This window comes from Dyadobacter sp. HNCC25DJ184 (assembly GCF_056895215.1).
In genome coordinates this window covers 150,825-175,817 of sequence record NZ_JBXHAQ010000010.1, presented here as the reverse complement: position 1 = coordinate 175,817, position 24,993 = coordinate 150,825, and the positions used below count along the sequence as shown (strand labels likewise).

Below are 24,993 nucleotides of genomic sequence, written 5' to 3'. Positions count from 1 at the left end.
TAATACCAAAAACGTTAATTAAGCGGTTTTTGATGAGCGATTTAACCTTGCTGATTGTTAGCTTGCGAGAGAAGGCACATTCACCGCCACTACCTTATGGACAGACGGTACAGCTTTGCGGATAGATTCTTCCAAACCTGCCTTGAATGTCATGGCGCTCATCGGACAGCTTTGACATGACCCCTGAAGCTCAAGCATAACAATTTGATCGTCGGTAAATTCAATCAACTTCACATCTCCACCATCGGCAAGAAGGTAAGGACGAACAGACTCCAACGCCGCCTCAATTAATTCTATTGTTTTTTCTTTTGACTCCATTTTTAAGCGATATTCTATTTGCTAATATCCAATAATTTATTCTGATTATCAAATCTGACAGTATAGCAACTGCCACTAAAGCCCTAAGACATCAAGGGAATATTACTTGCGACTAATCTCATCGCCTTTGTAACCAAATAAATCCTGAAAGGTCTACGATTGCATTTCAACAACCATAGTTTTTGACTTCTCGGCATTTCTTATCGCTACTTGCTGAGCCAAAGCTTCGGCAGTCGCTTTAAATGCTTCAATGACCTGCTCATCCTGATCCATAAATGCCGGCCGACCATCGTCCCCTGCTTCTCTGATACTCTGAACTAAAGGAATCTGGCCTAAAACGGGAACATCAAACTTTTCGGCAAGCAATTGTCCGCCCCCTTTTCCAAAGATATGATACTTATGATTCGGCAATTCCTCAGGCGTGAACCACGCCATATTTTCAACTACCCCCAAAACAGGAACGTTGATCTGCGGCTGCCTGAACATCGACAATCCTTTGATTGCGTCTGCCAAAGCCACTTTTTGTGGTGTTGTAACTATAACAGCACCTGCAACCGGCACGGTTTGTACCAATGTAATATGTATATCACTCGTTCCCGGAGGAAGATCTATCAACAAATAATCAAGGTCGCCCCAGTCGGTGTCTGCAAAAAACTGTTTCAAAGCCTGGCTCGCCATCGGCCCTCTCCAAACCACCGCACTTTCCGGCGGCGTCAGGAAACCGATCGACATGATTTTGATACCATATTGCCTGATCGGATTGATCCAGTTTTTACCGTTGATGGGAGTAATGGTCGGCTGCATATTTTCTGCACCAAACATCACCGGCATTGAGGGGCCAAATATATCGGCATCTATTATACCCACTTTAGCGCCTGAACGGTGTAAAGCCATCGCCAGATTGGCAGTCACGGTTGACTTCCCTACTCCACCTTTTCCTGACGCAATCGCGATCACATTTTTAACACCAGGAAGCAATGGCCCGGTTTGTTTTGAGGTCGTCACGTTGGCGGTCAAATTCACAATCACCTCAATATCAGGACTCACATGTTCGTGAATCGCATCCACGCAACTCCTTCTGATCAATTCTTTCAACGGACAGGCTGGTGTTGTCAAAACAACTGTAAACCGGACCTGATCTACGCCAACTTCAATATCCTGTATCATACCGAGTGTCACCAGATCTTTTTTCAGATCGGGCTCTTCAACGGTACTTAATGCTTGTAAAATTTTCTCTTTGTTAACGGTAAATTCTCCCATTTTCCTTTTTCAGATACTCTGCGGTGAATAATTGACGCAACTTCGGACGTTACCAGTTGCTCAATCTATGCTTATGACTTTTGATAATCTCTTGTAACTCCAATACAGGAGAACACAAAATGACCCCAATGAGTTTATTTTGCGATTGGAAATTCTGCAATACGGTGCGAAATATCCGAAAGCTCAGCCGAAACGTCGACGCGGTCACTCAAACCTTTCAGCAGTTCTTTGACTTTATGCAATAATTTGAACTGACTTTCAGTATTTCCGTAAATATTCCGGTGATCTATCATTTGTTTTATTCTATTCCATTCCTTAATCAAAACCCGCGCGTCTTCTGTCAAAAATCCTTTGGCAAAGACATCAAAAATATGGTCTTCCGCTACCTTACTCGGATGAATCAGATCTTCCTTATAATATCGATAGTCTCGCAATTCATCGACCATAATTTCATACGACGGGAAATATTCTATATGCCGGAATTTCTCTGACAATTTATGACAAACCAGCCGAAGCGTTGATTTGCTTACCTGATTCAATATCAAAGTATCCTTTGTATGCCGTACCGGACTGACAGTCAGCACAATCTTCAAATTTCTATTCACAGAAAGCAAACGAAATATCAATTGCTCAAAAGCGATCATGATCTGGTCCTGATGCAAAAGCTCTTTCACAAACTGATCTGCCGGAACTTTATGACAGTTCCCAATCAGCTGATTCGTTCCACGATGACGATATGCATATGCGGTGCCGAGCGTGATAATCAGCACTTTGGTATCAGTCAGATATTGTCCCACTTCTTCCAGCTTTGTAGTTAAACGCAGCGCAAGGTCATCTTTGTCCGAACTCCACCACGAAGAATGAAAATCATGATGAAGCCATATCTTGTCCTGATTTTGGAAATACAATGCGGGATTAGGGGCTTTTTTGTCCAAAGCCAGATCCAGTATCTTAATGATAGACAAAGGATTAAATACTGTTCCGAATGGATTGCTGAGTACTGGAAATTTAGAATCCAAAAGTTGTGAACCAATCACCTCCGCAAAACATGACCCAAGCGTAAGGATTTCTGCCTGGTGATCAATTTTCCATTCCGGAGAAACGACATTAACCTCTGTTGCTATATTAAATAAATGCATTCTTATCCTCAATGGTCAGGATACAAAGGTAGTAATGGATTTTTAAAGATTCAGACTCAAATCACCGCACGCGAAATGGATCATATATTAAGCGAAATAACTTAAAACATTCTGGCTATTTTTACATTTATACAACATGATCCATCCATGAAAACTACCTTACTTCAGTTCGCTTTAATATTGGCGGTTGCAATTCCAGGCTGCTCTCAAAACCGTGACGCCGCTCCTGCTGAAGGATATCACTTTGCCACAACTCCGTCATGGAGTGATGAATTTGAATACTCCGGAGCACCTGATCCAAAAAAGTGGTCATATGACCTGGGAGGTGAAGGCTGGGGAAATCACGAACTGGAAAACTATACCGATAAGCGCGAAAACTCACGGGTAGACAACGGCGTTTTGATCATTGAAGCAAGAAAAGAAAAATCGGGCCCGCAGAATTTCAGTTCGGCGCGCCTCGTTACAAAGGGTAAAGGCGACTTCAAGTATGGTAAATTTGAGATACGGGCTAAGCTACCGACCGGCCGCGGCACCTGGCCTGCGATTTGGATGCTGGCCAGCTCAGGCGATTATGGCAATCATGGTTGGCCGGATAATGGTGAAATTGATATCATGGAGCACGTAGGTTTTGATCAAAACAATATTCACGGAAATATCCACACCAAAGCATTTAACCATACTATTCATACAAACAAAGGGAATAATATCATTATTGAAACAGCTTCCAGCGAATTCCATGTATACTCCTGCGAATGGACGCCGGATCGCATTTCGATATTGGTCGATGGAAAGGAATATTTTGTTTTCAAAAAAGAAGCGGGATATACCTGGGCTGAATGGCCATTTGACAAACCTCAGCATTTGCTCTTAAATATCGCAGTTGGAGGCGATTGGGGTGGTCAGAAAGAAGTAGACGAGACGATTTTTCCGCAGAAAATGGAAGTTGATTATGTACGTGTTTTTCCACTCGCCACTTCTAAGTGACTTTGAAATTCGGCGGCATGGAAGTAACTTGCGGCCATGGATCATTTTGTAGTATCGGCCCGGAAGTATCGTCCGGTCACCTTTGACTCGGTAGTAGGGCAGTCGCATATCACCACTACTTTAAAGAACGCAATACGGACGAATCACCTGGCTCAGGCGTTTCTGTTTTGCGGTCCGCGTGGTGTTGGAAAAACAACCTGTGCCCGTATCCTGGCAAAGACGATCAACTGTCAAAATCTGGGAGACGACGTGGAACCGTGCGGAGAATGTGAATCCTGTATCAGCTTTCAGAACAACGCATCTTTCAATATCCACGAACTGGATGCCGCTTCAAACAACTCTGTTGACGATATCCGAAACCTGATCGATCAGGTCAGATATCCGCCGCATACCGGAAAATATAAGATCTACATAATTGATGAGGTGCATATGCTCTCGCAGTCTGCTTTCAATGCGTTTTTGAAGACATTGGAAGAACCGCCCAGCTATGCAATATTCATTCTGGCAACTACAGAAAAGCATAAAATCCTGCCAACCATTCTTTCACGGTGTCAGATATTCGACTTTAATCGGATCCAGCCGCGAGATATCGCCACCCATCTCGCTGATATTGCTTTGAAAGAGGGCATCGAAGCAGAAATGGAGGCCTTGGAATTGATCGGCCAGAAAGCAGACGGCGGACTTCGGGACGCGCTCTCCATGTTTGACCTCAATGTCACTTTTTCAGTCGATCGAAAGTTGACCTATCCGTCCGTATTGGAGAATCTGCATATTCTTGATTACGACTATTATTTCAAAATGACGGACGCGCTCACCAGCGGAAGTATTTCCAATGCGTTGGTTCTTTTTGATGAAATATTAAGAAAAGGTTTTGACGCGCATTTGTTTGTGGTGGGCCTTTTGGAGCATTTCAGGAATTTGCTGGTATGCAAAGACAGCATCACGGTCTCGCTTCTTCAGGTATCCGAGGCTGCGGAAAAAAAGTATCTGGATCAATCGCGAAACGCGGATATCAGCTTTTTGCTTTCCGCACTGAGTGTTACGAGTCAATGTGATGTAAATTACAAATCGGCCAAAAATCAGCGGCTGCACGTGGAGCTCTGCCTCATGAAGCTCGCCAATTTGCCCCACGTTTTACAACTGAGTTCGATTGCCGCCGTTGATGAAACGGCAAAAAAAAAAGTTGAGCCAGTCAGTTTAGGTCAGCAAAATGGTATCACAGCGGAAGTTTCCCATGTCACAAAACCGACTCCGGACATTACGCCGCCGCCTAATATCGCCAAACCTACGGCAACTCCTCAGTCTTCTAAACTTAAAAGTACTTTATCGTTGACCTCGCCGAGTGTTCAAAAAGGTGAGGAAACTGCGACGGTGGCACAGGTGATTAACACCATTGTAAAAAACGGACGCGAGCAGCTGACCCTTGAAAATCTGCAGGCAGCGTGGTACGAATTTTCAGAAAAACGGAGAATTCAGTATAACTCTACCACTGAGGAAATTACGCTTAGGAAAGCATTCACACTTTCCGGTCAGTCCATCGAAATTGCCTTGGATAACGACCATCAATTGGATGCTATTCAAGGAATGCGTTATGATCTGGTCGGCTTTTTAAAGTCAAGGCTCGAAGCACCTGCGCTGGAAATAAACGCAAGGGTGGCTCCTCAGGAAGTAAACAGATTACCATATACCCCAGCCGAGAAATTTAATTTTATGGCGAAAAAGAACCCGCACCTGCTTAGTCTCAAGCAAGCACTTGGACTGGATGTTGACTTTTAGCAATATCGAATCTCATAATACTGCTATGACGATTGCAAAGCAAATAAGTGAAAGCAATGGGCGCCAAGGTTATCTGCAACAGCATTTCGCATTGTTAGCTGTTTTCTTCTTTTACTTCGCGTGACCCTTGTAAGAATATGCTTTCAGGAAATTTTCGTGTAGTCTTAAAACCTGTGGTATTAGCGGACTTTGCTCGTCGTTGAATATCCTGAAGTCTGCGATGGCATCCCGTTCTTCTTCGGAAACCTGACGTTTCATGATAGCGCGGATCTCATTTTCAGGCCGATGATCTCTTTCCAAAATACGTTGAATTCGAAGTTCGAGGGGAGCTTTTACAACGACTACATAATCAAGCGCGTTATTTTGGCCTGCTGCTTTCATGATAGCAGCTTCCTTTATCAAATAGCGTTCCGAAGAGTGGCTGTTTACCCAAACCTCATTATCTCGCCAGACTGCCGGGTGAACAATTTGATTAAGTTGCTTTAAAAGCACAGGATTATCGAATACCTGCGAAGCTACCCATTTGCGATTATACTGATTGTCTTTATCATATGCCTCTTCGCCAAGTAGGTCAACGATTTTTCGCCGAACTTCCCCGTTATGATTTGTCAGCCATTTAGCTCGTGAATCGGCATCGTAAATTTTTATTCCAAGGCATGCAAACACTTTACAAACTACGCTTTTGCCGGAGCCAATTCCTCCGGTTATTCCGATTTGCAAAGGTGCTTTACCCGTATCCATCACTTAACCGGAGGGGCTGGATTTAAATACTGGGCTACTTCGAAGCTAACAAAAACATCCCGATGGCTCACCTCTACCAGTGGCGAGACCGGCACGGGAATCGGCAGACTTTCGTCGTAGTTATTCTGGATTTTAGGTGTCGGAACAGAAACCCGGATGGTATCCGGATAAGAATGAATCAATGAAGCGGGGCCATCAACAGAAATCAGTGATGGAGAAACATTGATGAAACTCGAGATAACATATCCTTCCCGCAGGTTAATATGAACGCTGTCCACCCGAATGGGAATAATTTTTCTAACCTTTCTTTCAAAGCTAAGTTCGAAAGTATCAGCCACCACGTAATTTACTTTCAGATTCGGGAAAAGCTCCGCGATCTGGTCAGTAAGTGTTGTGGAGTTAATATAACTTGCTTTGTTGGGGTTTCTTACCAGATAGGTAACCGGCGGCGCGTTAAAATTCAGCCATGATTTTTGTAATAAACTCCACCCATCACCCGACACATTTACGGAAATGCGGCGGGGCAGAGTCTGAAGCGGTACGAAAAGCGAATGATCGTATTCAATTTGCAGTGGATAACTCAATTTGATTGAATAATTGTCTTTGTTCAAAACATTCATCAACCAAAAAAAAGCAGCCGCCAGCAGACAACCCAAAAAAGTTTTAAACTTATTTTTCCGTGATGGAACGTCGCTCACAGCCGTCAGATATTAGTTCACAATTCAAAAAACGGTTGTTAACCGGCAATAGTACGAGAAATCGCCGATTTCTCGATTGTCAATTTCACACCCTTATCTAATTCAAGTACAACCGTAGTTTCTTCAACCGTATATACTTTGGCATGAATGCCGCCGATAGTTACCACTTCGTCCCCTTTTTTGATACTATTAATAAGATCCTTCTGCTCTTTCGTCTTCTTTTGCTGCGGACGAATCATGAAGAAATAAAATACGCCGATGATACCGACCCACATGATAACCTGATAAATCATACCTTGTGAACCGCTGGATGCCGCTTGGGCTAATAGAGAAAGTTTCATTACTGAATGAAAAAAATGAGCTAATGATTTTAGGTAATATATGTTTGTTACTTGACTGCTTTGGGTGCTCCCTCAACGATTCCACGTAACCTAAGTTCTGAATAGGCAGGATCCGTGTTGGCATATACCGTGATGGTTTTCACCTGCGGCCCCACTTTATTCTTACTATCAAACCGAACTTTTATACTTGATTCTGCCTTTGGCTCGATCGGGTCTTTTGGCCATTCCGGAGTTGTACAGCCACAGGAAGACGTAATGTTGTTCAATATCAAAGGATATTCGCCGTCATTCCTGAATCGAAATGAATGTTCAACGACTTCACCTTCTTTTATTGTACCAAAATTGAAGGAAGAGCTGTCTATCATGGCCATAACCGGCAATTTGGACGACACCTCTCCCCCTTTTTTCTCTTCCGATGCCTTGTTACATGCCGAAAGCCATAATACTGTTCCCGAAACAAGCAGTATTCTGATTATTTTGTTCATAGGTGATCTATCAGTTGGCTTGGCCTTTAATTTGAGCCATCAGGCGATCAACATCCTCCAACAATTTTTCGGCCTTTTCCCGCGCATCGTTTACAACTCGTTCTCCTTCCACTCTGGCCTCACTATCCGGCTGATCTTTTTTGTCAACAAGGTCACCTATAACAGTCAGAAGTTTCTCTCTGTATTTGGACAAGCGGTATGTAAGTTGAGTACGAAGCACTTCTCCCCGGTCAGGAGCATAAAGAATACCAAGTGTCGCACCGGTAACAATTCCTGTCAGAAAAGCGATTAGATTATTTGAACTTTTACTCATGGTAATTTTACGTTATGGTCAACGGCCGTTTTCAAAGCCTGATTGAGATATTTTTCCCAAATTTATAAAAAACCATTCCATAGTCACCTCATTCTCCCACACCTTTTATCAACAACTATTTATTATCGATCAATCCTCTTCCGCTTTTTCTTATAACTCCCTCTTTGGCAAGCCGATCCGAAAGAACGTCGAGAACTCCATTCACAAACTTCCCACTTTTAGGCGTGCTGTATCTTTTCGCTATTTCAATAAACTCATTGATTGTAACCTTCACCGGGATGCCGGGAAAGTGAATTAACTCAGCCAAAGCTGTCTTCAAAATGATTAAATCGACAATGGCTACACGCTCCAGGTCCCAGTTCTTCAGCTGGTCTTCCAGATACACGTCATACTTGTCGTTCTCTTCAGTTACCACTTTGATCAGTTCCTCAACAAATTCACGATCTTCTTCCCAGTCTTTGGTCAAAGGAGCAAGCTGAAACGTATCCGCGTGATCTGCAGTTTTTAGGGTCTTGATAGCCAGGCCCCTGATCAGTTCATAATGATCGTCCCAATACAAATCTCTTTGTTCAAAGTAATTTAGGGGAGTCTCATGTTTCAGCAGGATCTGCCGAAGGATATGTTGAATAATCTGCTGGTCTTCCTCAACGGTGTGGGTATCTTTACCGCAATAATTTCTGTAGTCTTCATCCTTTCTAAGTGCCTCTTTGTAAGTTTGACGAACGACAGACAGATCGTTCCCCCAACTGATACCACTTCTGATGATCTCATCCTGAAGTCCTGCGTTTTCTTGCAAAACTTTAATAACACCGTTGGTGTCTAGTCCGGAATTTTTTGGAAATGGATTTTCAGGATCTTCATATGTTCTCTGCCTATCTAGCTGAGATTGATATGCCAATTCTGTAAGAAGGGAAATAACACGGATAAAGTCAACATGGATTAGCTCGGTCTCATTTAACACCCGGCGGACCATCTTTTCGCGGTCAGAGAGCGTTTGTCTTTGATAAACATTATATACCTGCCTTGCGGCTCTAATTGATTCTACAGGTACCTCATTCCCCTCTTTCGGTTCACCATTCTTAATTAATTCATCAAAAACTTTGGCAGCGAGGCCCTTCAATTTGGTAAGCTTGGGCCGGTCTTGCGGCTCCATGGAATTCAAATCAGGAGCAAACATTACATCCAGTTGGTCTATTCCCAACAAACGATTGGCGTCAGCAGCCAATTGGCTTGCATACAAAGCCTGAACAGCTTTTGTTCTTAATAATCTTCTATTCAGCATGAGCCGGAATACTATTTGGATAAAAGGTACAGTAAATCAAAGAGCGTTTCAACATGTTGCGTAAGACAAGATGTGCCCTACTACTTTTTTAAAATCGGCCACAAAAATACTGTATTTAATTGATAATTGAAAAAATAACGAGAGAGCTTTTAACTTTGCAACGATTTGCTCCTTTTGTCTGTTGACTTTAAAGTGCTGCAAAAAGCCTCTTAGATTTGTCCAAACGCTGATTATTGAGAAAAGTCAAATCTCAATATTTTTATCCTATACCGAGTTGAAAGCTTTAAAATACCTGAATCAATATCTCTGGAAATACAAGTGGTACCTGTTACTGGGAACTTTATTCACGGTAATATCCAATTTATTTGGAATTCTTCCAGCTCAATTGGTCCGTTATGCGCTGGATTTGGTCATAGAAACACTTGACATCTATAACCTTTTCGCCGGAACCAGCCTTCAAAGCAAGATGTATGACATTTTCGCATTCAGCATATTGTTATATGGTTTGCTTATTCTCGCAATGGCCCTGCTGAAAGGTATATTCCTCTTTCTGGTACGACAAACAATCATCGTGATGTCACGGCATATCGAGTACGATCTCAAAAACGATGTATACCGTCACTACCAAACGTTGCCAACAAGTTTCTTCAGAAAACACAATACCGGAGATTTGATGGCGCGAATTTCCGAAGATGTCAGTAATGTCAGAATGTACGTTGGCCCGGCATTGATGTATGGTATCAACCTGATCGTTCTGTTCTTTCTGGTGATTTCTTATATGCTAACTGTCAATGTAAAATTGACTGCCTATGTACTGCTTCCACTGCCTGTTTTGTCCATCAGCGTATACGTAGTGAATAGCATGATCATGAAACGGTCTCAGGAAATCCAAAAGCAACTGTCGGGATTATCTACATATGTTCAGGAGGCTTTTTCAGGAATAAGGGTCCTAAAGTCCTTCGTGCAAGAGGATTATTCCTATGGCAATTTCAAAAAGGAAGCCGAAGATTTTAAGAATAAATCATTGAAACTGACGAAGATAGATGCGTTTTTCTTTCCAATAATTATCCTTCTTATCGGCCTTAGTAATATCCTCATCATATATGTGGGCGGGCAGGAGATCGTCGCCGGAAATTTGACCCCGGGTAACATCACTGAGTTTATATTATATGTCAATATGCTTACATGGCCGGTAATGGCCCTTGGCTGGACAACGAGTCAAATCCAACGCGCAGCCTCGTCACAACAACGTATCAATGAATTCCTAAATGAGAAGACACCCCTGATTTCTGAAAAGAACATCGATAGACCTTTAGAAGGCAATATCTCGTTCAGAAATGTAGGATTTGTATACAATGATTCTGGTATTGAAGCCCTGAAAAATTTCAATCTGGATATAAAGCAGGGAGAAGCTGTGGCAATTTTGGGGACAACAGGTTCAGGAAAAAGTACGCTGGCCCATTTGCTTGGAAGACTTTATGATCCTACCTCCGGCCAGATTCTGATCGATGGATTGCCGATGCAGGATTATGAAACACACGCCTATCGGCGCCAGCTGGGATATGTGCCGCAGGATGTATTTTTATTTTCCGATACCATCGAAAACAATGTGCGGTTCGGAACAACAGATATGCCTTTTCAACAAATAGAAAATGCGGTGAAGGATGCAGATTTGTATAATAACGTCATGGATCTGCCCCACGGCTTTCAAACCATTTTGGGAGAAAGAGGTGTAACACTTTCCGGCGGTCAGAAACAGCGTTTATCGATAGCCAGAGCCATTGCCCGTGATCCAAAAATTCTTATTCTCGACGACTGCCTTTCTGCTGTTGATACGAACACAGAGAATATTATTCTCAATAATATGAAAAGGATTATGGCCAACAGGACTTCCGTTATTATTTCACATCGCGTGTCATCAGCCAAATTGGCAGATAAAATTGTGGTTCTGGATAATGGAGAAATCGTTGAACGTGGTACCCACACTGAATTGATGGCGCTCAACGGCGCATATAAAGAACTGTACGAGAAGCAGTTGATGGCCGAAGAAGTTTAGATTCGGCAATCCAACTCCCGGTAAATTCGCGGCTATAATCTTTCAGCTCTGCTGGTCCGCTCGACTTTGGCTATCGTTAGCCGATTCTCTTAACAGGCATATATTCAAAATTGTATATTATGTCCGAAAGGACTCCTATCCTTTATGAATCATGCAGTTAAGTGCAAACCGCCAATTCCTAAACTCAACGCCAGGCGCATTGATTTTTAATACTTCATGCGGAGCGAAGGAAGGAAAAACGAGGAGCTTATTATTATCAGGAGCGATATCAACGGGATCGTCGGAATCAGGTCCAAAAGGAAGTGGATGCAATCTAAGCTCTCCGCCGGTAAACTCCTTAGGCGATGTATGCAAATAATATATCGCACTGATTACCCTCGGTGTCGCTTTATCCTTGTGAACAATCGTATCAATATGGTTGGCAAAGAAAGCCCCGTCTCCGTGAGCTGCCAAGTGAAGATCTATCCGGCCTGGAGTGAATGTTGAGATCTTGAGATGAGCAATCATTTCCGGAACCATCGACCTGAATCTTTCCTCGAGTTTTTCCTGTAGCCTTCCCATATCATATAGCGTCACAGAAACACATATCGAGTCATCAGGTACGTTCATTCCTCCCCGGCTAATTGGCGTGGGAATAAATTCGCTCTGCTTTTCAATTGCAAAATCCAATATTTCCTGGTTCAATTCCGGTTCTAAAAAATCATTGACCAACAGGTAGGGAAACAACTTTGGCATTAATCTGAAATAAAATTAGTGTGTAAAAATAAACGGCTGAACTCCGGACAAAGATATTAACTTACTTCACAATCTTCTTAACCTCCTGTTTTAGCTCTTGGATTTCCTGATACAATTTCTCAAAACCCACATCTGATGTTGCAACTTCCAGCGAAGTTGAGATTTTGCTGTTCACCTGCCAGAGCTCCTGCACCTCGCTCTTATTCAACCGAATAGGGCTATATTCCGGATTAAGAGAAATAAGACGTATCATATCGCTGTTTTTGCCTATATCGATTTTTTTGACCAGAATACTGTCCAGAGTGACCACAACATACATGTATTTGCTGCTCAGATTTTCCAGATCGCTAACCGCTTTTCCCATAATCCAGTCCCCCGGCTGTAATGCAGGTTGCATACTGTCTCCTTCGACCTGAAAGCCGCGGAATGTTGCATTATGATATTCCGGCAACGGAATTGAGAAGGCGGGCAAAGCTTCAAACCAGTTAGAATCCCCAATATTGTATGGATATCCGGCAGCTGCCTTCGCATTCACCATCACGATATTTTCATTCCCGTCGTTATGGACCGTCACGATAGAAGGTGTAATATTCCCGGATGCGGGGTGGAGATATTTGTCCTCACTTTCACCAAACAACCACAGTGGGTTAATCTTGTGTTGCTTCAGCAATTCTTTCACCACATATCCCGGAATTCGGGTTCGGCCCCGTTCTATATCCGCGGTCGTCGCACCTATTCCAAGTTGCTCAGCAAAAGCGCTTTGTGTGAAATTCAACTCCTCTCGTATCTGCTTAAACCTCTTATATTCCTGTTCGATGGCCATGAAAATTATTTAAAAGTTGAGGCATTTTGCTGTCTAACCCTCTCGTTCTCACAAAGCTATCTATTTTCCGGAAATATTCCATAAAACAATATGGACAATATCCATATGTTTGGAAATATTCCATAAATTTGTAAAAATTCCAAATGATTATGGATCGCACGATATTACATCTGGACCTTGACACATTTTTCGTTTCTGTTGAAAGAAAGAACGATAGTCGGCTAAATGACAAACCCATTTTAGTTGGCGGAGTGGGAGACCGCGGAGTTGTGGCCGCCTGCAGCTACGAAACCCGCGCTTTCGGTATCCATTCGGGAATGCCGATGAAAATGGCGCGTAACCTCTGTCCCGAGGCGCTAGTCATCCGCGGCGAGGGCAGTACTTACTCCAAGGAATCAAAGATTGTAACTGAAATTATCCGAGAGCAGGTTCCTGTTTTTGAAAAAGCGAGTATTGATGAATTTTATGCTGATTTGTCTGGAATGGATCGTTTTTTTGGGTGCTATCAAATCGCCACAGAACTTCGGCAACGCATTATTCGAGAAACAGGATTACCGATTTCATTCGGGCTGTCGGGAAACAAAATCGTGTCAAAAATTGCTACCGGAGAAGCCAAACCTAATAACCAGCTGAAAATTGATGCCGGAAACGAAAAGCCTTTTCTGGCTCCGATGCCAGTGAAGAAAATTCCGATGGTGGGTGAAAAAACCAATCAGATTCTTTATAACCTTGGTGTAAGGCAGATCAAAACAATTCAGGAAATGCCCATGGAAATGATGGGAACGGTGCTTGGAAAAAATGGAATTGTTTTATGGAATAGAGCCAACGGGCTGGACAACTCCCCTATTATCCCTTTCCACGAACGAAAGTCAATATCCAATGAACGAACATTTGGGAAAGACACGGCGGACGTAAAACGGATGCGCGAAATGGTGAGGGCTATGGCAGAAAATCTCGCTTTCCAGCTCCGGACAGGCAACAAATTAACATCATGCATATCTGTCAAAATTCGTTACTCCGACTTTAATACCTTTTCCAGGCAGTTAAAAATAGCCTATACTTCTGCCGACCATATTCTGATTCCACAGATAGAGCGCTTGTTTGATCAGCTATATAATCGCCGGATGATGGTACGTTTAGTTGGAGTCAATTTCAGCGATCTGGTGACTGGAAATTATCAGATCAATTGTTTTGACGACACAGAAGAAAGGCTAAATCTATATCAGGAAATGGATTATATCCGTAACCGTTATGGCAACAATAAGCACGGTAAGCAGATACTTACCTGGGGAAATACGATGGAGATTTCAGATATCGGTGGTACAGGCAACCCATTTAACGGCGAGCCGGCATTCGTACCTGCGCATCGGAATGCGTGAAAGAGGGAAATTAACAAATGAAACGCGGGTTGCTACGCAACCTACTGACGGAGCTTTTGAGTATTTAACAGCTCCTGGTGAATTAAAAGTTGTACTTCTTCCCGATCATAATCGTCCCGTAACCCTAACCAAAATTTCGATGAAGTCCCGAAATACTTGCTAAGCCTGAGAGCTGTGTGTGCTGTTACTCTTCTTATTCCTTTGATGATCTCACTGACCTGGGTGAATGTTCTTTAACTTTCTCATAATCAAGAAAATAACCGAAACGTTTCAATCTTCAAAAATCAATGCTCCTCAATTGCCATTCATATTTCAGTCTGCGTTACGGTACTATTCCGGAGGAAGATTTGCTGAAACTCGCGAAGGGTAATGGATATAACGCCATTGCTTTGACCGATATCAACAACACTTCCGGCTGTCTTAATTTTATTCGGCTTGCTCGTCAGCTTGGCATTAAACCGGTTGTCGGCATCGATTTCAGGAATGGCTTTCAACAGCAGTTTGTGGCAATTGCGAAAAACAATGAAGGCTTTCAAGAACTGAACCAGTTTCTTTCTCTCCACCTTCAAAACAAAACCGATATCCCGGCCGAAGCGCCATCTTTTAAGAATTCCGCCGTAATATACCCCTTCGAAAAGCTGTTAAAATCAGAGAAAACATCCTTTTCTCCAAACGAATATATTGGTGTAACGGCAGGCGACCTGCGCAAAATCAGGTATTCACGGCTTTATCAATTTCAGGATCGCTTCGTGATTCTTCAGCCTGTTACTTTTCGTAATAAGAAAGAGCATAGCATGCATCGGTTATTACGAGCCGTTGACGAAAATACGCTGCTTCAAAAAATCACGATATTCGATACCGCACCAGAAAGCGAGCAGATGTTGCCGATTGGACAACTTGCTTCAAGTTTCGCTGAATATCCATCAATCATTTACAACACTGAAAAGCTACTGGATGAATGCAGTATTAATTTCAGCTTTGGCGACAACCGGGAGCATCAGAATCTCAAAGTTTTCGGCAAAAATAAGGAAGACGATGTGGCGTTGATCCGTAGGCTGAGCTACGAGGGAATCGGATATCGATATGGCGATCAGGTTACTGACAAAGTTTTTGATCGGATATCCACCGAACTTGACCTTATCGCCCAGCAGGATTTCATACCTTTTTTTCTTGTTAACCATGACATAGTCAATTATGCCCGGCACAAGGATTACTATTATGTCGGGCGGGGCAGCGGCGCTAATAGTATTATTGCTTACCTGCTGAATATCACCAACGTAGATCCCATAGAGCTCGATTTGTATTTCGAAAGATTTATGAATCTCTACCGGAAAAATCCACCGGATTTTGACATTGATTTTTCATGGCGAGATCGGGAAGATATAACCCGCTATATATTTGAGCGGTTTGGTCAAAATGGACAAGCGGCATTACTGGCCACATATAGCACTTTTCAGCATAGTTCCGCGGTGAGAGAATTGGGGAAAGTGTTTGGCTTGCCTACCCATGAAATTGATGCGCTCAGCGATGGTAAATATGAACTGAACAAACTCGACCATATATCGCAACTTGTCATCAAATATGCAGGATACCTGGAAGCCAACAATCAGCCCAATCATTTAAGCATTCACGCCGGGGGTATTCTGATTTCTGAACGACCTACTCATTATTTTTCAGCTACTAGCCTGCCTCCAAAAGGTTTCCCTACTACGCAATTTGACATGGTGATTGCTGAAGACGTGGGGTTATTCAAGTATGATATACTCAGTCAGAGGGGATTAGCTAAGATAAAAGAGACGCTGGATGTGATCCGCTATAATCGCCCCGAACAGCCGCCGATTGATATAAATGATGTTAACCGATTCAAAAAAGACCCGAATATCAACAACCTGATCAAGCGGGCTGAGTGCATCGGGTGCTTTTATGTGGAATCGCCTGCGATGCGGATGTTGCTCAAAAAACTCGAAGTGGACAATTACCTCGGGCTAGTGGCAGCGAGTTCCATTATCCGGCCAGGCGTTGCAAAAAGCGGGATGATGCGGGAATATATTCTTCGTCATCGATATCCCGAAAGACGCCAAAACGCGCCAGAACAGCTTTTGGAGCTCATGGAAGAAACCTACGGGGTTATGGTATATCAGGAAGATGTTATCAAAGTTGCGCATTATTTTGCGGGACTAACGCTTGGTGAAGCCGATGTGATCAGACGAGGAATGAGCGGGAAGTTTCGTGGAAGGGAAGAGTTTGAATATGTTAAAAATAAATTCTTCCAGAACTGTATCGAACGGGGGTATGATCCTCAAATCACTCAAGATATCTGGAACCAAATAGCGAGTTTCGCGGGATATGCCTTCGCGAAAGGGCATTCTGCATCCTACGCCGTAGAAAGCTACCAAAGTCTTTTTCTGAAAACCTATTTTCCGCTGGAGTATATGGTTGCCACGATCAATAACGGGGGTGGTTTTTATACGCCGGAGTTATATGTTCACGAAGCGCGTATGAAGGGTGCGGACATTCAGCCGCCTTGTATCAACCACAGTTTGTCGGAGACTGTCATTGAAGGAAAGACTATATATCTGGGTATGCAGATGCTCAGTCAACTCGAGGCACGCACTATTGCCAATATTCTGAAGGCGCGGCAACTGGATGGCGCATTCGAATCCCTCAACAATTTTCTGGACCGGGTGTCCATTTCAATTGAACAGCTGACTATCCTGATTCGGATCAACGCCTTTCGTTTTACCGGAATCGACCAAAAGACTTTGCTATGGAAAGCTACTTTCAGGCTTAATAAAACGCCAAACAAAACTCCACAGAAGCAGCTTTTTCAGACGCAGACAAAAGATTTCAGTCTCCCAACCTTTTATTCCACTGCTACAGATGACGCCTATGACCAGATCGAATTGCTCGGATTTGCGCTGAGCAGTCCCTTTGACCTAACCAAAATTCAAATTCCAAATGGCATTTTCGCTGCGGATTTGTATCAGTATATCAATCAACAGGTTACGATGTATGGGTATATGGTCACGATCAAAAATACCAGGACTTCAAAAGGAGAAACGATGCAGTTTGGTACTTTTATAGATCGTCAGGGCCACTTCATTGACACAGTTCATTTTCCACTTACAGTCAAACAATACAAGTTTTCGGGCAAAGGAGTTTACAAAATAACCGGTAAAGTGATCGATGAATTTGGATTTTTGAGTGTGGAAGTAAGTGAAATGATCCGGATGGCGTCGGCGGAAAGATGAAAATGATGATGGTGCATTTTTATGATATTCATCAACCTATATATCCAATTTAATAAAAATATTTTACCTTGAACGCCTAAACAGAACAAGCAATAACCCAGCAACCTATCATGAAAATCTTCAAAATTGTTTTTGGTTTAATATTCATCTTATTTTCCTATTTCCAGTTAAATGACCCTGATTCGGCCATTTGGATATTTACATATAGTATTGCAGCGCTTGCTTGCTACATGAGCCTTAGAGACTTATGGCCAAGCTGGGTTTTTTACGCTATGGCTGGCGGTTATCTAATCGCAGCAGTGTTACAATGGCCTCCACATTTTGAAGGCATATTTTTTGGAGAAACTCAGATGCGCAGTATCAATATTGAAGAAGCACGCGAATCGCTTGGACTGGGCATAAGCTGTCTGGTAATGCTAGTTTTGGGGAAATGGGGTTAATCCTCCCATATCCATTCCAGCTCTTTGATATCCAGTTCAAGAGTGCCTGTTTCTCCTTCCACGTTGACCAGCAATTTTCCAAGTGGACCAATACCGACAATGGTCGCCATCGCTGTACCGAAGGAGAAACGGTAATTTCTTTTTTGATTGATTCCCAATAGATTCGACAGATACTCGGATCGAAGTACCTCGTAATTTCCCGCCCGAAGTCGCAGATAATACGCATCCAGAAAAGACACCAAACCCCTGAATTCTTCCTGTAATGACAATTTTAAACCCAATCGCTCCCCAACGGAAGTAGCGCGAATCCCACCAGCTACTTTGTTGATATTCAACCCAATACCCACAACAGACGAGGCGATTGCAGCACCTTGAATTGAGTTTTCAACCAACATTCCACATACTTTCCTATTGCCGATCATAACATCGTTCGGCCATTTGATTTTAGAGTCCAGCTTTTTTGACAACAGGAATGCATTCACTGCCAATGCAAAAGTTTGACTGATAAGAAACTGATCTGAAATCGAGATAAATTTTGGGGAGATAATAACCGAAAAAGTCAGATTTTCGGCTACGCCAGATGTCCATCCGGTACCCCGCTGGCCTTTGCCTTTAGTTTGATCGTCAGTAATGACAACGGTGCCCTCTTCGCCGAGTCCGTTCTGTACTAATTCCGCCGCTATGTCGTTTGTGGAATGACAACTTGGCAGATATATCACCTTTTTACCAACAATTAACGTTTCTTGTATAGAGTTGTACAATTTTTTTGCTTTATTTTAGGGTTTATAGAAATGGGAATTAACTAAGCATGAAAGAACGCAAAAATAAAGAACTATCTTCAAAAGAACTCTCTGAGTTGGTGGCGAAGGGGATGGCTGAGAAAAAAGGGTTGGATATTACAATAATGGATCTTCGCAAAGTCAAAAATTCAATAACCGATTTTTTTGTAATTTGCTCTGGTAACTCTGATACTCAGATCGACGCCTTGGCGAATTCTGTTGAAGATGAAGTGTATAAATACTCGAAAAACGAACCATGGCAGAAAGAAGGTAAGGCCAATGGAGAATGGATTCTGATAGATTATGTGGATGTGGTCGCTCACATTTTTGTAAAAGACAAGCGCAAACATTACGATCTTGAGGAATTGTGGGGTGACGCAGAGGTCACACACTTCGAAGACTCGCTTGCTCAATAGCATAATTCTGGCCCTGGTTGAACAATAGCTGTTAGCCAAACGTTGTTAAATAAGTTTCCTCTTAATTACATTAGAATGTCCGAAAACGATAATAAGCGAGGGCCACTAAACCCCAAAAGTCCCCAAAAAGGATACCAAGGATGGATTATTGCCGCTCTCATAGCTACTATATTAGGAATAACCTACCTCAATAAAACTTCAACTGTCAGAGACACCACTCAGAAGAGGTTTGAAAAAATGGTTGCCGACAAAGAAGTTGAGCGCGTCACCATTGTCAATGACAAGACTGTAGAGGTCACTTTGAAGCCGGAAGCTTTGAAGCTCGATAAGTATAAGGTTATTTCAAAGGAAAATAACTACTTCGGAGGTGAATCACCATCTCATTATCAATTCCAGGTAACGTCTGCCGAAACCTTTAAGAAGGATTTCGATAAAATGCAGGAAGGTGTGCCCGATGACGATAAAGTGACTTTCGTTGTGGATACAAGAAATGACTGGACCAGTTTTCTGGGCACCTGGGGTTTCTTCATTGTCATGATCCTTGTCATGTACTTCATTTTGGGCCGTATGTCTGGTGGAGTTGGACCTGGAGGGCAGATATTTAATATCGGCCGTTCGAGAGCAACCCTGTTCGATGCCGAAGCCAAGGTTAAGATTACATTTAACGATGTAGCGGGTCTTGATGAAGCAAAAGAAGAAATAAAGGAAATTGTTGAATACCTTCAAAGTCCTGATAAATTCAAGAAATTGGGAGCCAAGATTCCGAAGGGAGCACTTCTTGTAGGACCTCCCGGAACTGGTAAAACCCTTCTTGCAAAAGCGGTGGCCGGAGAAGCGGGAGTACCTTTCTTCTCACTATCAGGATCTGACTTCGTTGAAATGTTTGTTGGGGTGGGTGCGGCTCGTGTTCGTGACCTTTTCAAACAAGCGAAAGAAAAGGCGCCGTGTATCATTTTCATTGATGAGATTGACGCGGTTGGTCGTTCTCGTGGCCGTGGTGCCATGCCTGGTTCTAACGACGAACGTGAAAACACGTTGAACTCGTTACTAGTTGAAATGGACGGTTTTGCTACTGACTCAGGTATCATTATCGTTGCTGCAACTAACCGTCCTGACGTTTTGGATCCGGCTCTATTGCGTCCTGGTCGCTTTGACCGCCAGATATCGGTTGACAAGCCAGATGTGATTGGTCGTGAAGCAATTTTCAAAGTGCATTTGAAACCATTGACTCTGTCAGAAGACGTCAATATACAAAAGCTGTCATCGCAGACGCCTGGTTTTGCCGGTGCAGAAATTGCGAACGTTTGTAATGAGGCAGCTCTTATTGCTGCTCGTCGTAATCGTGACCAGGTAACAATGCAAGATTTTCAGGATGCGATGGATCGTGTGATTGGTGGGCTCGAAAAGAAAAATAAACTGATTTCTCCTGAGGAAAAAGAGATTGTTGCATATCACGAAGCTGGTCACGCAGTAGCAGGATGGTTCCTGGAACATGCTGATCCATTGGTGAAAGTATCAATAGTTCCTCGTGGGGTTGCAGCCTTGGGTTATGCACAGTATCTACCGAGAGAGCAATATTTGTACAGAACTGAGCAGCTTTTTGATGAAATGTGTATGACTTTAGGTGGTCGTGCAGCGGAAGATGTGGTTTTCGGTAAAATTTCAACAGGTGCGTTGAGCGATCTGGAGAGAGTTACCAAAGTTGCATATAGCATGGTTACGATGTACGGAATGAATGATCGGATCGGAAATATCTCTTTCTACGATTCCAAACAAAGTGATTACAATTTCACAAAACCATATTCAGAATCAACTTCGCAAGTTATTGATGAAGAGGTTCGTAAGTTGGTAGATCAGGCATATCAGTTTGCTAAAAATCTTTTGAGTGAAAAGCGTGAGGCTTTGGAAGTATTGGCGAAGGAACTACTTGAGAAAGAAATTCTTTTCCAGAGTGATCTCGAGAAATTGATTGGTAAACGCCCTCACGAACGCGAAACCAGTTATCAAGCATACATTAATCGTCGTTCAAACGAAGAGGCTGCGATACATGAGGAAGCGGTAAAAGAGCACGAAGCTGAGGAAAAAGCTGAGGCATTAGCCGAAACCAAAGATGTAACTCCATCTTAAAGTTGGTATATCGTATACGAAATAAAACCGGGCAGGCTTCTGTCCGGTTTTATTTTTTTATTTTGCAATAATAAATCCTATTTAAAGCTTTTGAACATGTCATTTGAAATCATAAAGCAACAGTTTGGAGATCTTACCGAATATGTTGTTCAGCAACCATCAACCGGTAACCGTTTTGTTGTAATCCCTGAGTTGGGAGGAATTGTCAGACAACTTTCTTTACGGAAAGAGGTGACACTATTTTCGTTACTGAAAACGCCGGTCACTCGGGAGGCTCTCAAAAATGATACGCAAAGTGCAAGTGAACTTCTTTTCCCATTTGCCAGCCGTATACCCCAGGGTAAATATAAATTTCTTGGAAAAGAATATCAGCTGGCCTTAAATGAGACCGGTGGACAGAATGCGATTCATGGGTTGGTGCGAAAAAACCATTTCCAGATTGCAGAACAAAGCATTTCAGAGGATCATGCAGCTATTAAACTGACCTATCATATTGACAATCCTGAAGGATATCCATTTAATGTGCTCTTCTCTGTGACTTACTCACTTTCAAATGATGGTGTTTTTTCCCTTACTTATGAAGGTGAGAATAAAGGTTCAAAACCATGTCCTGTCATGTTTGGCTGGCATCCCTATTTTCATCTGGGAAATGAAGATGCAGACGCATGGAAAATCAATATTCCTTCAGATACCATCGTTCGGTTCGACGACAACCTGATTCCAATTGGCAGAGATCCTTACTCAATCGAGGGTCCGACGCTTCTGTTCCGGAAACAGTTTGATAATTGTTTTATTGTAAAAAACGATAGCGAAATTGCGACTACAGAGCTAATATCCGACAATCAGAATGTCAGATTGTCTATCACTCAGGAAACCGGCGAAGGGAAGTTTAATTATCTTGTTGTATATACTCCGGCGGCCAGAGATTGTGTGGCGATTGAAGCACTTACGGCCAATGTCGATTCGTTTAATACGGGTGAGGGATTGAATATTTTGGGGCCGTCTCAGGTAATATCCGGAACCATTCGACTGCAATTGAAGTAGGTGTACTTCGGAATATGGTCAAGGATTGTCAGGAGGAGCTCATTCAGGTTTAATATTCTCAGGGATCGGGTCAAGAGGAAAATCTTGGTATTATTAACTGAGAACTATTTACCAGAGTACCACTTGGCTTTACTAAAAATCAGTGAGAAGCGTGTGAGGTAATTGATATGCGCCGACAGTATCCTTAATTTGTCGGAGAGCCGATCGCGGTACTTCATATTGTAATTAAAAATCTGCACCGACTTTGTAGTCGGTTTGTAGCGCGTATTTTCCCAGTGCATGATGATATCATTATAGAATCCTGCACTGGGATATTTTTCGATCGATTCGCCGGGCAAGTATTTCAAATAGTCTTCTCCGGTGAGTTTGTAAACCAATCCCAAAGATTGTAAGAATAGCTTAAAAAAACCTGCCTTCTGGATCGTTTCTCTGATTAACAGCCAATCCATATTCCCCGCATTTCGGCGGAGTAACCTGATAAAATCACCAAAATATTTGAGCTTGTCCCATTGTTCTACCCCTGCATGATGAATCACCATCATCAGCAGCTGCATTTCCCACGACGGAATTTGAATTTTACTTTTCAGGAATTCCATATCCATCGGTTCTGACATAAGCTGAGCCCAATCAAAGGAAAACTGGTATCGCGGGTAGGAGCAATTCCACTGAAGCTCAACCGATTTTACATGATTTTGGGATGTCGGTATAAGTGGAAGTTGATAATCGGTGGCTATATAGAGTTTTCTGAGTTTTTCAGTTTTCAGCAAATACTCACGATACAGATCAGGGGCAAAACCGTTTTCCTCAAGCACCGCCAAGGCCGCCTGAATTTGTGACGCATCAACAAAAATATCTATGTCTCCAAACGCCCTTTGCCCGGGTTTCTCATATAGCAACCAGGCCCATATCGCCCCTTTCATAGGGAATGCTTTAATTCCCTTCTCAGTCAGCTTCTCATACAGGGATATGGATGTTTTCAGAAACATCATATTGCTTACGGCCTGCTCCATACTCATATGCCGGAGTTCCTTTAAAATATCGTCCGGTATATTTTCAGCCTCCCCTTTTTCCAAAAATGGATACACCAGGGGAACAATGGAATGCCATTCACTCAATTGGGCGATACGCTGCCAGTCCAGATTCTTAAAACTCACGTTAACTTGTGAATTCTCGGAAATGACTGCCGAAATCAGGAAAGAGAGCTCGCTTGAAAGAGGCATATGAACCTATGATTGCACCACCGGCATAAGTGTATCGACGCTCGTTTTTACCCATTTTTCCAGCAGTTGGAAGTTGAGTTCACGGCTCTTTTTCCACAGAGATGCTAGCTGAAAACACTTTAGACTCTGCATGAAATGGGTCTTTATTACCTCGGGAGTCAAAATGTCAATTGCTAATGGAAAATGCCGCAGTAATTCTGTGGGCGCCTCCGAAGGAGATAACCTTTCCAATTCCGGCGTTTCACTTGTTTCACTTAGGAAAAAGATATGGGCTAACTTTACTGGATCATGGCCAAAGAGCTCATCGGGGATATGCGAGAACTTGTTGTGTCCTTCGGTCAAAGGCCTCAAATCCTCATTGGCATAATCCAGACCGGTTGCCGTATTCTCCCATATTTTCAGCTGTGGATATGCAGGCAGCACATAGGCTGCGCCATTTTCGAAGTAAATGGCTGTGAGATCGTCACTTAACAGTGGACACCCCGCTTTAACAAATGCTGCAGCACTCGTGGATTTTCCCGCACCGGGATCGCCCATAAAACACCACGCCTCATTTCCCACATTTACCGAACTAGCATGCAACAGGAAAAACCCCTTTTGAAAAAGGATCAGTCCCAATGCCTCACTTACGGTAAAAAGGCTAAGCAATTCGCGATCACTTGTAAAGCTATTTACAATAAGTAATTTTCCATCAATGGCTTCAAAATCAGCGACACCAGGCCATTGTAAAAAAAGTTGGTTGTTACCCGACTGTCCAAAATTAGCTTTAATTCCCCTTCTGAAAATTTTCGTCTCCTGTAAATCATCAGGTAAATGAACGTGCCTTAGATGGATCGTCAAATCAGGCTCCGACTGTATATCCGACTCCAGCTCGGGCAGCTCAATTTCTGAATGTATATGGAGTCCGTACGCTTTGTAAAAATGCATTTGTTGTTTTCAAGTGAAATCACTCCCACGCCCAAAGTGTGTGATATGAAGTTGTTTCCGGCCATTCTCCGATAATAATCCGTCCATTTTTCTCCACCCAGGCGTGAGCTTCGAAAGAACTTTGCATTTTGTTCACATCCACTCCGATCTGCAGTACAAGAGAGTCTACATCTCTCAGTAAATATTTTGTAGCTAATGCGCGTGGGAGACATAATAGTTGAAATGGGAGATTGTTGGCCACTATATTTACGGCCCATACAACTTCGCTGATCTGTTGATCACTCAAACTCCTAAAGTGATCGGAATACGTCAATTTGGAATATATTCTTCGAAAACTGCTAAAAGGCAGAAAAATCAGACCGGCTTTGATAACAAGCAGAACACCTGCCGATTTCAAAAAAGTTAATTTTCCGAAACCCGACAGTTGCTGCCATTTTTGCCAAAATCTGCTTGCCTTCC

At 42.8% G+C, this 24,993-nt stretch carries 24 protein-coding genes and 1 pseudogene; 9 read left to right on the top strand and 16 right to left on the bottom strand.

Features of this window, described 5'->3' with window-relative positions:
* Positions 1–57: 57 nt before the first annotated feature.
* The 3 genes from AC1XUD_RS16530 to AC1XUD_RS16520 all read right to left on the bottom strand — a co-directional run bounded on the left by AC1XUD_RS16530 (position 58) and on the right by AC1XUD_RS16520 (position 2,717).
* Positions 58–318 carry a NifU family protein gene (locus tag AC1XUD_RS16530; protein ID WP_483362134.1) on the bottom strand — a complete coding sequence of 87 codons (261 nt, stop codon included), beginning with the start codon at positions 316–318 and terminating at the stop codon, positions 58–60.
* A gap of 153 nt (positions 319–471) precedes the next feature.
* Positions 472–1,578 carry an Mrp/NBP35 family ATP-binding protein gene (locus AC1XUD_RS16525; protein WP_483362133.1) on the bottom strand — a complete coding sequence of 369 codons (1,107 nt, stop codon included), beginning with the start codon at positions 1,576–1,578 and terminating at the stop codon, positions 472–474.
* Positions 1,579–1,712: 134 nt separating this feature from the next.
* Positions 1,713–2,717 (bottom strand): GSCFA domain-containing protein, encoded by a 1,005-nt coding sequence (locus AC1XUD_RS16520; protein WP_483362132.1) that lies wholly within the window; start codon positions 2,715–2,717, stop codon positions 1,713–1,715.
* Positions 2,718–2,864: 147 nt separating this feature from the next.
* On the opposite strand from AC1XUD_RS16520, the gene AC1XUD_RS16515 reads away from it, so the two are divergent.
* Both AC1XUD_RS16515 and AC1XUD_RS16510 read left to right on the top strand, forming a co-directional pair.
* A complete protein-coding gene (locus AC1XUD_RS16515; protein ID WP_483362131.1) occupies positions 2,865–3,701 on the top strand; it encodes a glycoside hydrolase family 16 protein in 837 nt (278 codons plus the stop codon).
* 36 nt (positions 3,702–3,737) lie between these two features.
* Positions 3,738–5,477 (top strand): DNA polymerase III subunit gamma/tau, encoded by a 1,740-nt coding sequence (locus AC1XUD_RS16510; protein ID WP_483362130.1) that lies wholly within the window; start codon positions 3,738–3,740, stop codon positions 5,475–5,477.
* A 111-nt stretch (positions 5,478–5,588) separates the two neighbouring features.
* Here the strand turns inward: AC1XUD_RS16510 and coaE are convergent, their stop codons facing one another.
* The 6 genes from coaE to nusB all read right to left on the bottom strand — a co-directional run bounded on the left by coaE (position 5,589) and on the right by nusB (position 9,337).
* A complete protein-coding gene (coaE, locus tag AC1XUD_RS16505) occupies positions 5,589–6,218 on the bottom strand; it encodes a dephospho-CoA kinase (protein ID WP_483362129.1) in 630 nt (209 codons plus the stop codon).
* Entirely contained in the window at positions 6,218–6,916 is a 699-nt protein-coding gene (locus tag AC1XUD_RS16500) for a YbbR-like domain-containing protein (protein ID WP_483362128.1), read from the bottom strand. The genes coaE and AC1XUD_RS16500 overlap by 1 nt, the downstream gene beginning before the upstream one ends.
* 38 nt (positions 6,917–6,954) lie before the next feature.
* Positions 6,955–7,257 (bottom strand): preprotein translocase subunit YajC, encoded by a 303-nt coding sequence (yajC, locus tag AC1XUD_RS16495; RefSeq protein WP_483362127.1) that lies wholly within the window; start codon positions 7,255–7,257, stop codon positions 6,955–6,957.
* A gap of 47 nt (positions 7,258–7,304) precedes the next feature.
* Complete coding sequence (locus AC1XUD_RS16490; protein WP_483362126.1) at positions 7,305–7,742, bottom strand: DUF1573 domain-containing protein; 438 nt, start codon at positions 7,740–7,742, stop codon at positions 7,305–7,307.
* A gap of 10 nt (positions 7,743–7,752) precedes the next feature.
* Complete coding sequence (locus AC1XUD_RS16485) at positions 7,753–8,055, bottom strand: YtxH domain-containing protein (RefSeq protein ID WP_483362125.1); 303 nt, start codon at positions 8,053–8,055, stop codon at positions 7,753–7,755.
* 115 nt (positions 8,056–8,170) lie between these two features.
* Positions 8,171–9,337 (bottom strand): transcription antitermination factor NusB, encoded by a 1,167-nt coding sequence (gene nusB / locus AC1XUD_RS16480; RefSeq protein WP_483362124.1) that lies wholly within the window; start codon positions 9,335–9,337, stop codon positions 8,171–8,173.
* Between the two features lie 274 nt (positions 9,338–9,611).
* Here nusB and AC1XUD_RS16475 point away from each other — a divergent pair, with 274 nt between their 5' ends.
* Positions 9,612–11,393 carry an ABC transporter ATP-binding protein gene (locus tag AC1XUD_RS16475; RefSeq protein ID WP_483362123.1) on the top strand — a complete coding sequence of 594 codons (1,782 nt, stop codon included), beginning with the start codon at positions 9,612–9,614 and terminating at the stop codon, positions 11,391–11,393.
* A gap of 135 nt (positions 11,394–11,528) precedes the next feature.
* Here AC1XUD_RS16475 and AC1XUD_RS16470 read toward each other — a convergent pair whose 3' ends face one another.
* Positions 11,529–12,128, bottom strand: a complete 600-nt coding sequence (locus tag AC1XUD_RS16470; protein ID WP_483362122.1) for a 2OG-Fe(II) oxygenase — start codon at positions 12,126–12,128, stop codon at positions 11,529–11,531.
* 61 nt (positions 12,129–12,189) lie between these two features.
* The gene (locus tag AC1XUD_RS16465; RefSeq protein WP_483362121.1) at positions 12,190–12,951 is read right to left on the bottom strand and encodes an XRE family transcriptional regulator; all 762 of its coding nucleotides are present in this window, start codon (positions 12,949–12,951) and stop codon (positions 12,190–12,192) included.
* Positions 12,952–13,094: 143 nt separating this feature from the next.
* Here AC1XUD_RS16465 and dinB point away from each other — a divergent pair, with 143 nt between their 5' ends.
* The gene (gene dinB / locus AC1XUD_RS16460; RefSeq protein WP_483362120.1) at positions 13,095–14,330 is read left to right on the top strand and encodes a DNA polymerase IV; all 1,236 of its coding nucleotides are present in this window, start codon (positions 13,095–13,097) and stop codon (positions 14,328–14,330) included.
* Positions 14,331–14,371: 41 nt separating this feature from the next.
* On the opposite strand, the pseudogene AC1XUD_RS16455 reads toward dinB, so the two are convergent.
* A pseudogene (locus AC1XUD_RS16455) lies at positions 14,372–14,554 on the bottom strand (helix-turn-helix transcriptional regulator); the annotation flags it as partial.
* Positions 14,555–14,617: 63 nt separating this feature from the next.
* Here AC1XUD_RS16455 and AC1XUD_RS16450 point away from each other — a divergent pair.
* Positions 14,618–17,581, top strand: coding sequence for a DNA polymerase III subunit alpha (locus tag AC1XUD_RS16450; RefSeq protein ID WP_483362119.1), 2,964 nt, complete (start codon positions 14,618–14,620; stop codon positions 17,579–17,581).
* A 110-nt stretch (positions 17,582–17,691) separates the two neighbouring features.
* A complete protein-coding gene (locus tag AC1XUD_RS16445) occupies positions 17,692–18,021 on the top strand; it encodes a transmembrane 220 family protein (protein ID WP_483362118.1) in 330 nt (109 codons plus the stop codon).
* Here the strand turns inward: AC1XUD_RS16445 and AC1XUD_RS16440 are convergent.
* Positions 18,018–18,782 carry a biotin--[acetyl-CoA-carboxylase] ligase gene (locus tag AC1XUD_RS16440; RefSeq protein WP_483362117.1) on the bottom strand — a complete coding sequence of 255 codons (765 nt, stop codon included), beginning with the start codon at positions 18,780–18,782 and terminating at the stop codon, positions 18,018–18,020. The two genes, AC1XUD_RS16445 and AC1XUD_RS16440, sit on opposite strands and share 4 nt — an antisense overlap.
* A gap of 47 nt (positions 18,783–18,829) precedes the next feature.
* Between AC1XUD_RS16440 and rsfS the strand changes: the two genes are divergently transcribed.
* From rsfS to AC1XUD_RS16425, 3 genes are all read left to right on the top strand, one after another.
* Entirely contained in the window at positions 18,830–19,216 is a 387-nt protein-coding gene (gene rsfS / locus AC1XUD_RS16435; protein ID WP_483362116.1) for a ribosome silencing factor, read from the top strand.
* A gap of 75 nt (positions 19,217–19,291) precedes the next feature.
* A complete protein-coding gene (gene ftsH / locus AC1XUD_RS16430) occupies positions 19,292–21,343 on the top strand; it encodes an ATP-dependent zinc metalloprotease FtsH (RefSeq protein WP_483362115.1) in 2,052 nt (683 codons plus the stop codon).
* Positions 21,344–21,439: 96 nt separating this feature from the next.
* A complete protein-coding gene (locus AC1XUD_RS16425) occupies positions 21,440–22,387 on the top strand; it encodes an aldose epimerase family protein (protein ID WP_483362114.1) in 948 nt (315 codons plus the stop codon).
* Positions 22,388–22,491: 104 nt separating this feature from the next.
* Here the strand turns inward: AC1XUD_RS16425 and AC1XUD_RS16420 are convergent, their stop codons facing one another.
* Genes AC1XUD_RS16420 through AC1XUD_RS16410 form a run of 3 tightly spaced genes read right to left on the bottom strand, consistent with a single transcriptional unit; the run spans position 22,492 to position 24,931 of the window.
* Positions 22,492–23,607: a nucleotidyltransferase domain-containing protein gene (locus tag AC1XUD_RS16420; RefSeq protein WP_483362113.1), complete on the bottom strand. Its 1,116-nt coding sequence runs from the start codon at positions 23,605–23,607 to the stop codon at positions 22,492–22,494.
* Positions 23,608–23,613: 6 nt separating this feature from the next.
* Positions 23,614–24,534: a serine kinase gene (locus AC1XUD_RS16415; protein WP_483362112.1), complete on the bottom strand. Its 921-nt coding sequence runs from the start codon at positions 24,532–24,534 to the stop codon at positions 23,614–23,616.
* 19 nt (positions 24,535–24,553) lie between these two features.
* Entirely contained in the window at positions 24,554–24,931 is a 378-nt protein-coding gene (locus AC1XUD_RS16410; protein ID WP_483362200.1) for a lasso peptide biosynthesis B2 protein, read from the bottom strand.
* Positions 24,932–24,993: the final 62 nt, after the last annotated feature.

Bases quoted from the DNA above. Each gene is read 5' to 3' on its own strand.
- AC1XUD_RS16530 (WP_483362134.1), bottom strand. From the start codon at position 318: ATGGAGTCAAAAGAAAAAACAATAGAATTAATTGAGGCGGCGTTGGAG.
- AC1XUD_RS16525 (WP_483362133.1), bottom strand. From the start codon at position 1,578: ATGGGAGAATTTACCGTTAACAAAGAGAAAATTTTACAAGCATTAAGT.
- AC1XUD_RS16520 (WP_483362132.1), bottom strand. From the start codon at position 2,717: ATGCATTTATTTAATATAGCAACAGAGGTTAATGTCGTTTCTCCGGAA.
- AC1XUD_RS16515 (WP_483362131.1), top strand. From the start codon at position 2,865: ATGAAAACTACCTTACTTCAGTTCGCTTTAATATTGGCGGTTGCAATT.
- AC1XUD_RS16510 (WP_483362130.1), top strand. From the start codon at position 3,738: ATGGATCATTTTGTAGTATCGGCCCGGAAGTATCGTCCGGTCACCTTT.
- coaE (WP_483362129.1), bottom strand. From the start codon at position 6,218: ATGGATACGGGTAAAGCACCTTTGCAAATCGGAATAACCGGAGGAATT.
- yajC (WP_483362127.1), bottom strand. From the start codon at position 7,257: ATGAAACTTTCTCTATTAGCCCAAGCGGCATCCAGCGGTTCACAAGGT.
- AC1XUD_RS16490 (WP_483362126.1), bottom strand. From the start codon at position 7,742: ATGAACAAAATAATCAGAATACTGCTTGTTTCGGGAACAGTATTATGG.
- AC1XUD_RS16485 (WP_483362125.1), bottom strand. From the start codon at position 8,055: ATGAGTAAAAGTTCAAATAATCTAATCGCTTTTCTGACAGGAATTGTT.
- nusB (WP_483362124.1), bottom strand. From the start codon at position 9,337: ATGCTGAATAGAAGATTATTAAGAACAAAAGCTGTTCAGGCTTTGTAT.
- AC1XUD_RS16470 (WP_483362122.1), bottom strand. From the start codon at position 12,128: ATGCCAAAGTTGTTTCCCTACCTGTTGGTCAATGATTTTTTAGAACCG.
- AC1XUD_RS16465 (WP_483362121.1), bottom strand. From the start codon at position 12,951: ATGGCCATCGAACAGGAATATAAGAGGTTTAAGCAGATACGAGAGGAG.
- dinB (WP_483362120.1), top strand. From the start codon at position 13,095: ATGATTATGGATCGCACGATATTACATCTGGACCTTGACACATTTTTC.
- AC1XUD_RS16450 (WP_483362119.1), top strand. From the start codon at position 14,618: ATGCTCCTCAATTGCCATTCATATTTCAGTCTGCGTTACGGTACTATT.
- AC1XUD_RS16445 (WP_483362118.1), top strand. From the start codon at position 17,692: ATGAAAATCTTCAAAATTGTTTTTGGTTTAATATTCATCTTATTTTCC.
- rsfS (WP_483362116.1), top strand. From the start codon at position 18,830: ATGAAAGAACGCAAAAATAAAGAACTATCTTCAAAAGAACTCTCTGAG.
- ftsH (WP_483362115.1), top strand. From the start codon at position 19,292: ATGTCCGAAAACGATAATAAGCGAGGGCCACTAAACCCCAAAAGTCCC.
- AC1XUD_RS16425 (WP_483362114.1), top strand. From the start codon at position 21,440: ATGTCATTTGAAATCATAAAGCAACAGTTTGGAGATCTTACCGAATAT.
- AC1XUD_RS16420 (WP_483362113.1), bottom strand. From the start codon at position 23,607: ATGCCTCTTTCAAGCGAGCTCTCTTTCCTGATTTCGGCAGTCATTTCC.
- AC1XUD_RS16415 (WP_483362112.1), bottom strand. From the start codon at position 24,534: ATGCATTTTTACAAAGCGTACGGACTCCATATACATTCAGAAATTGAG.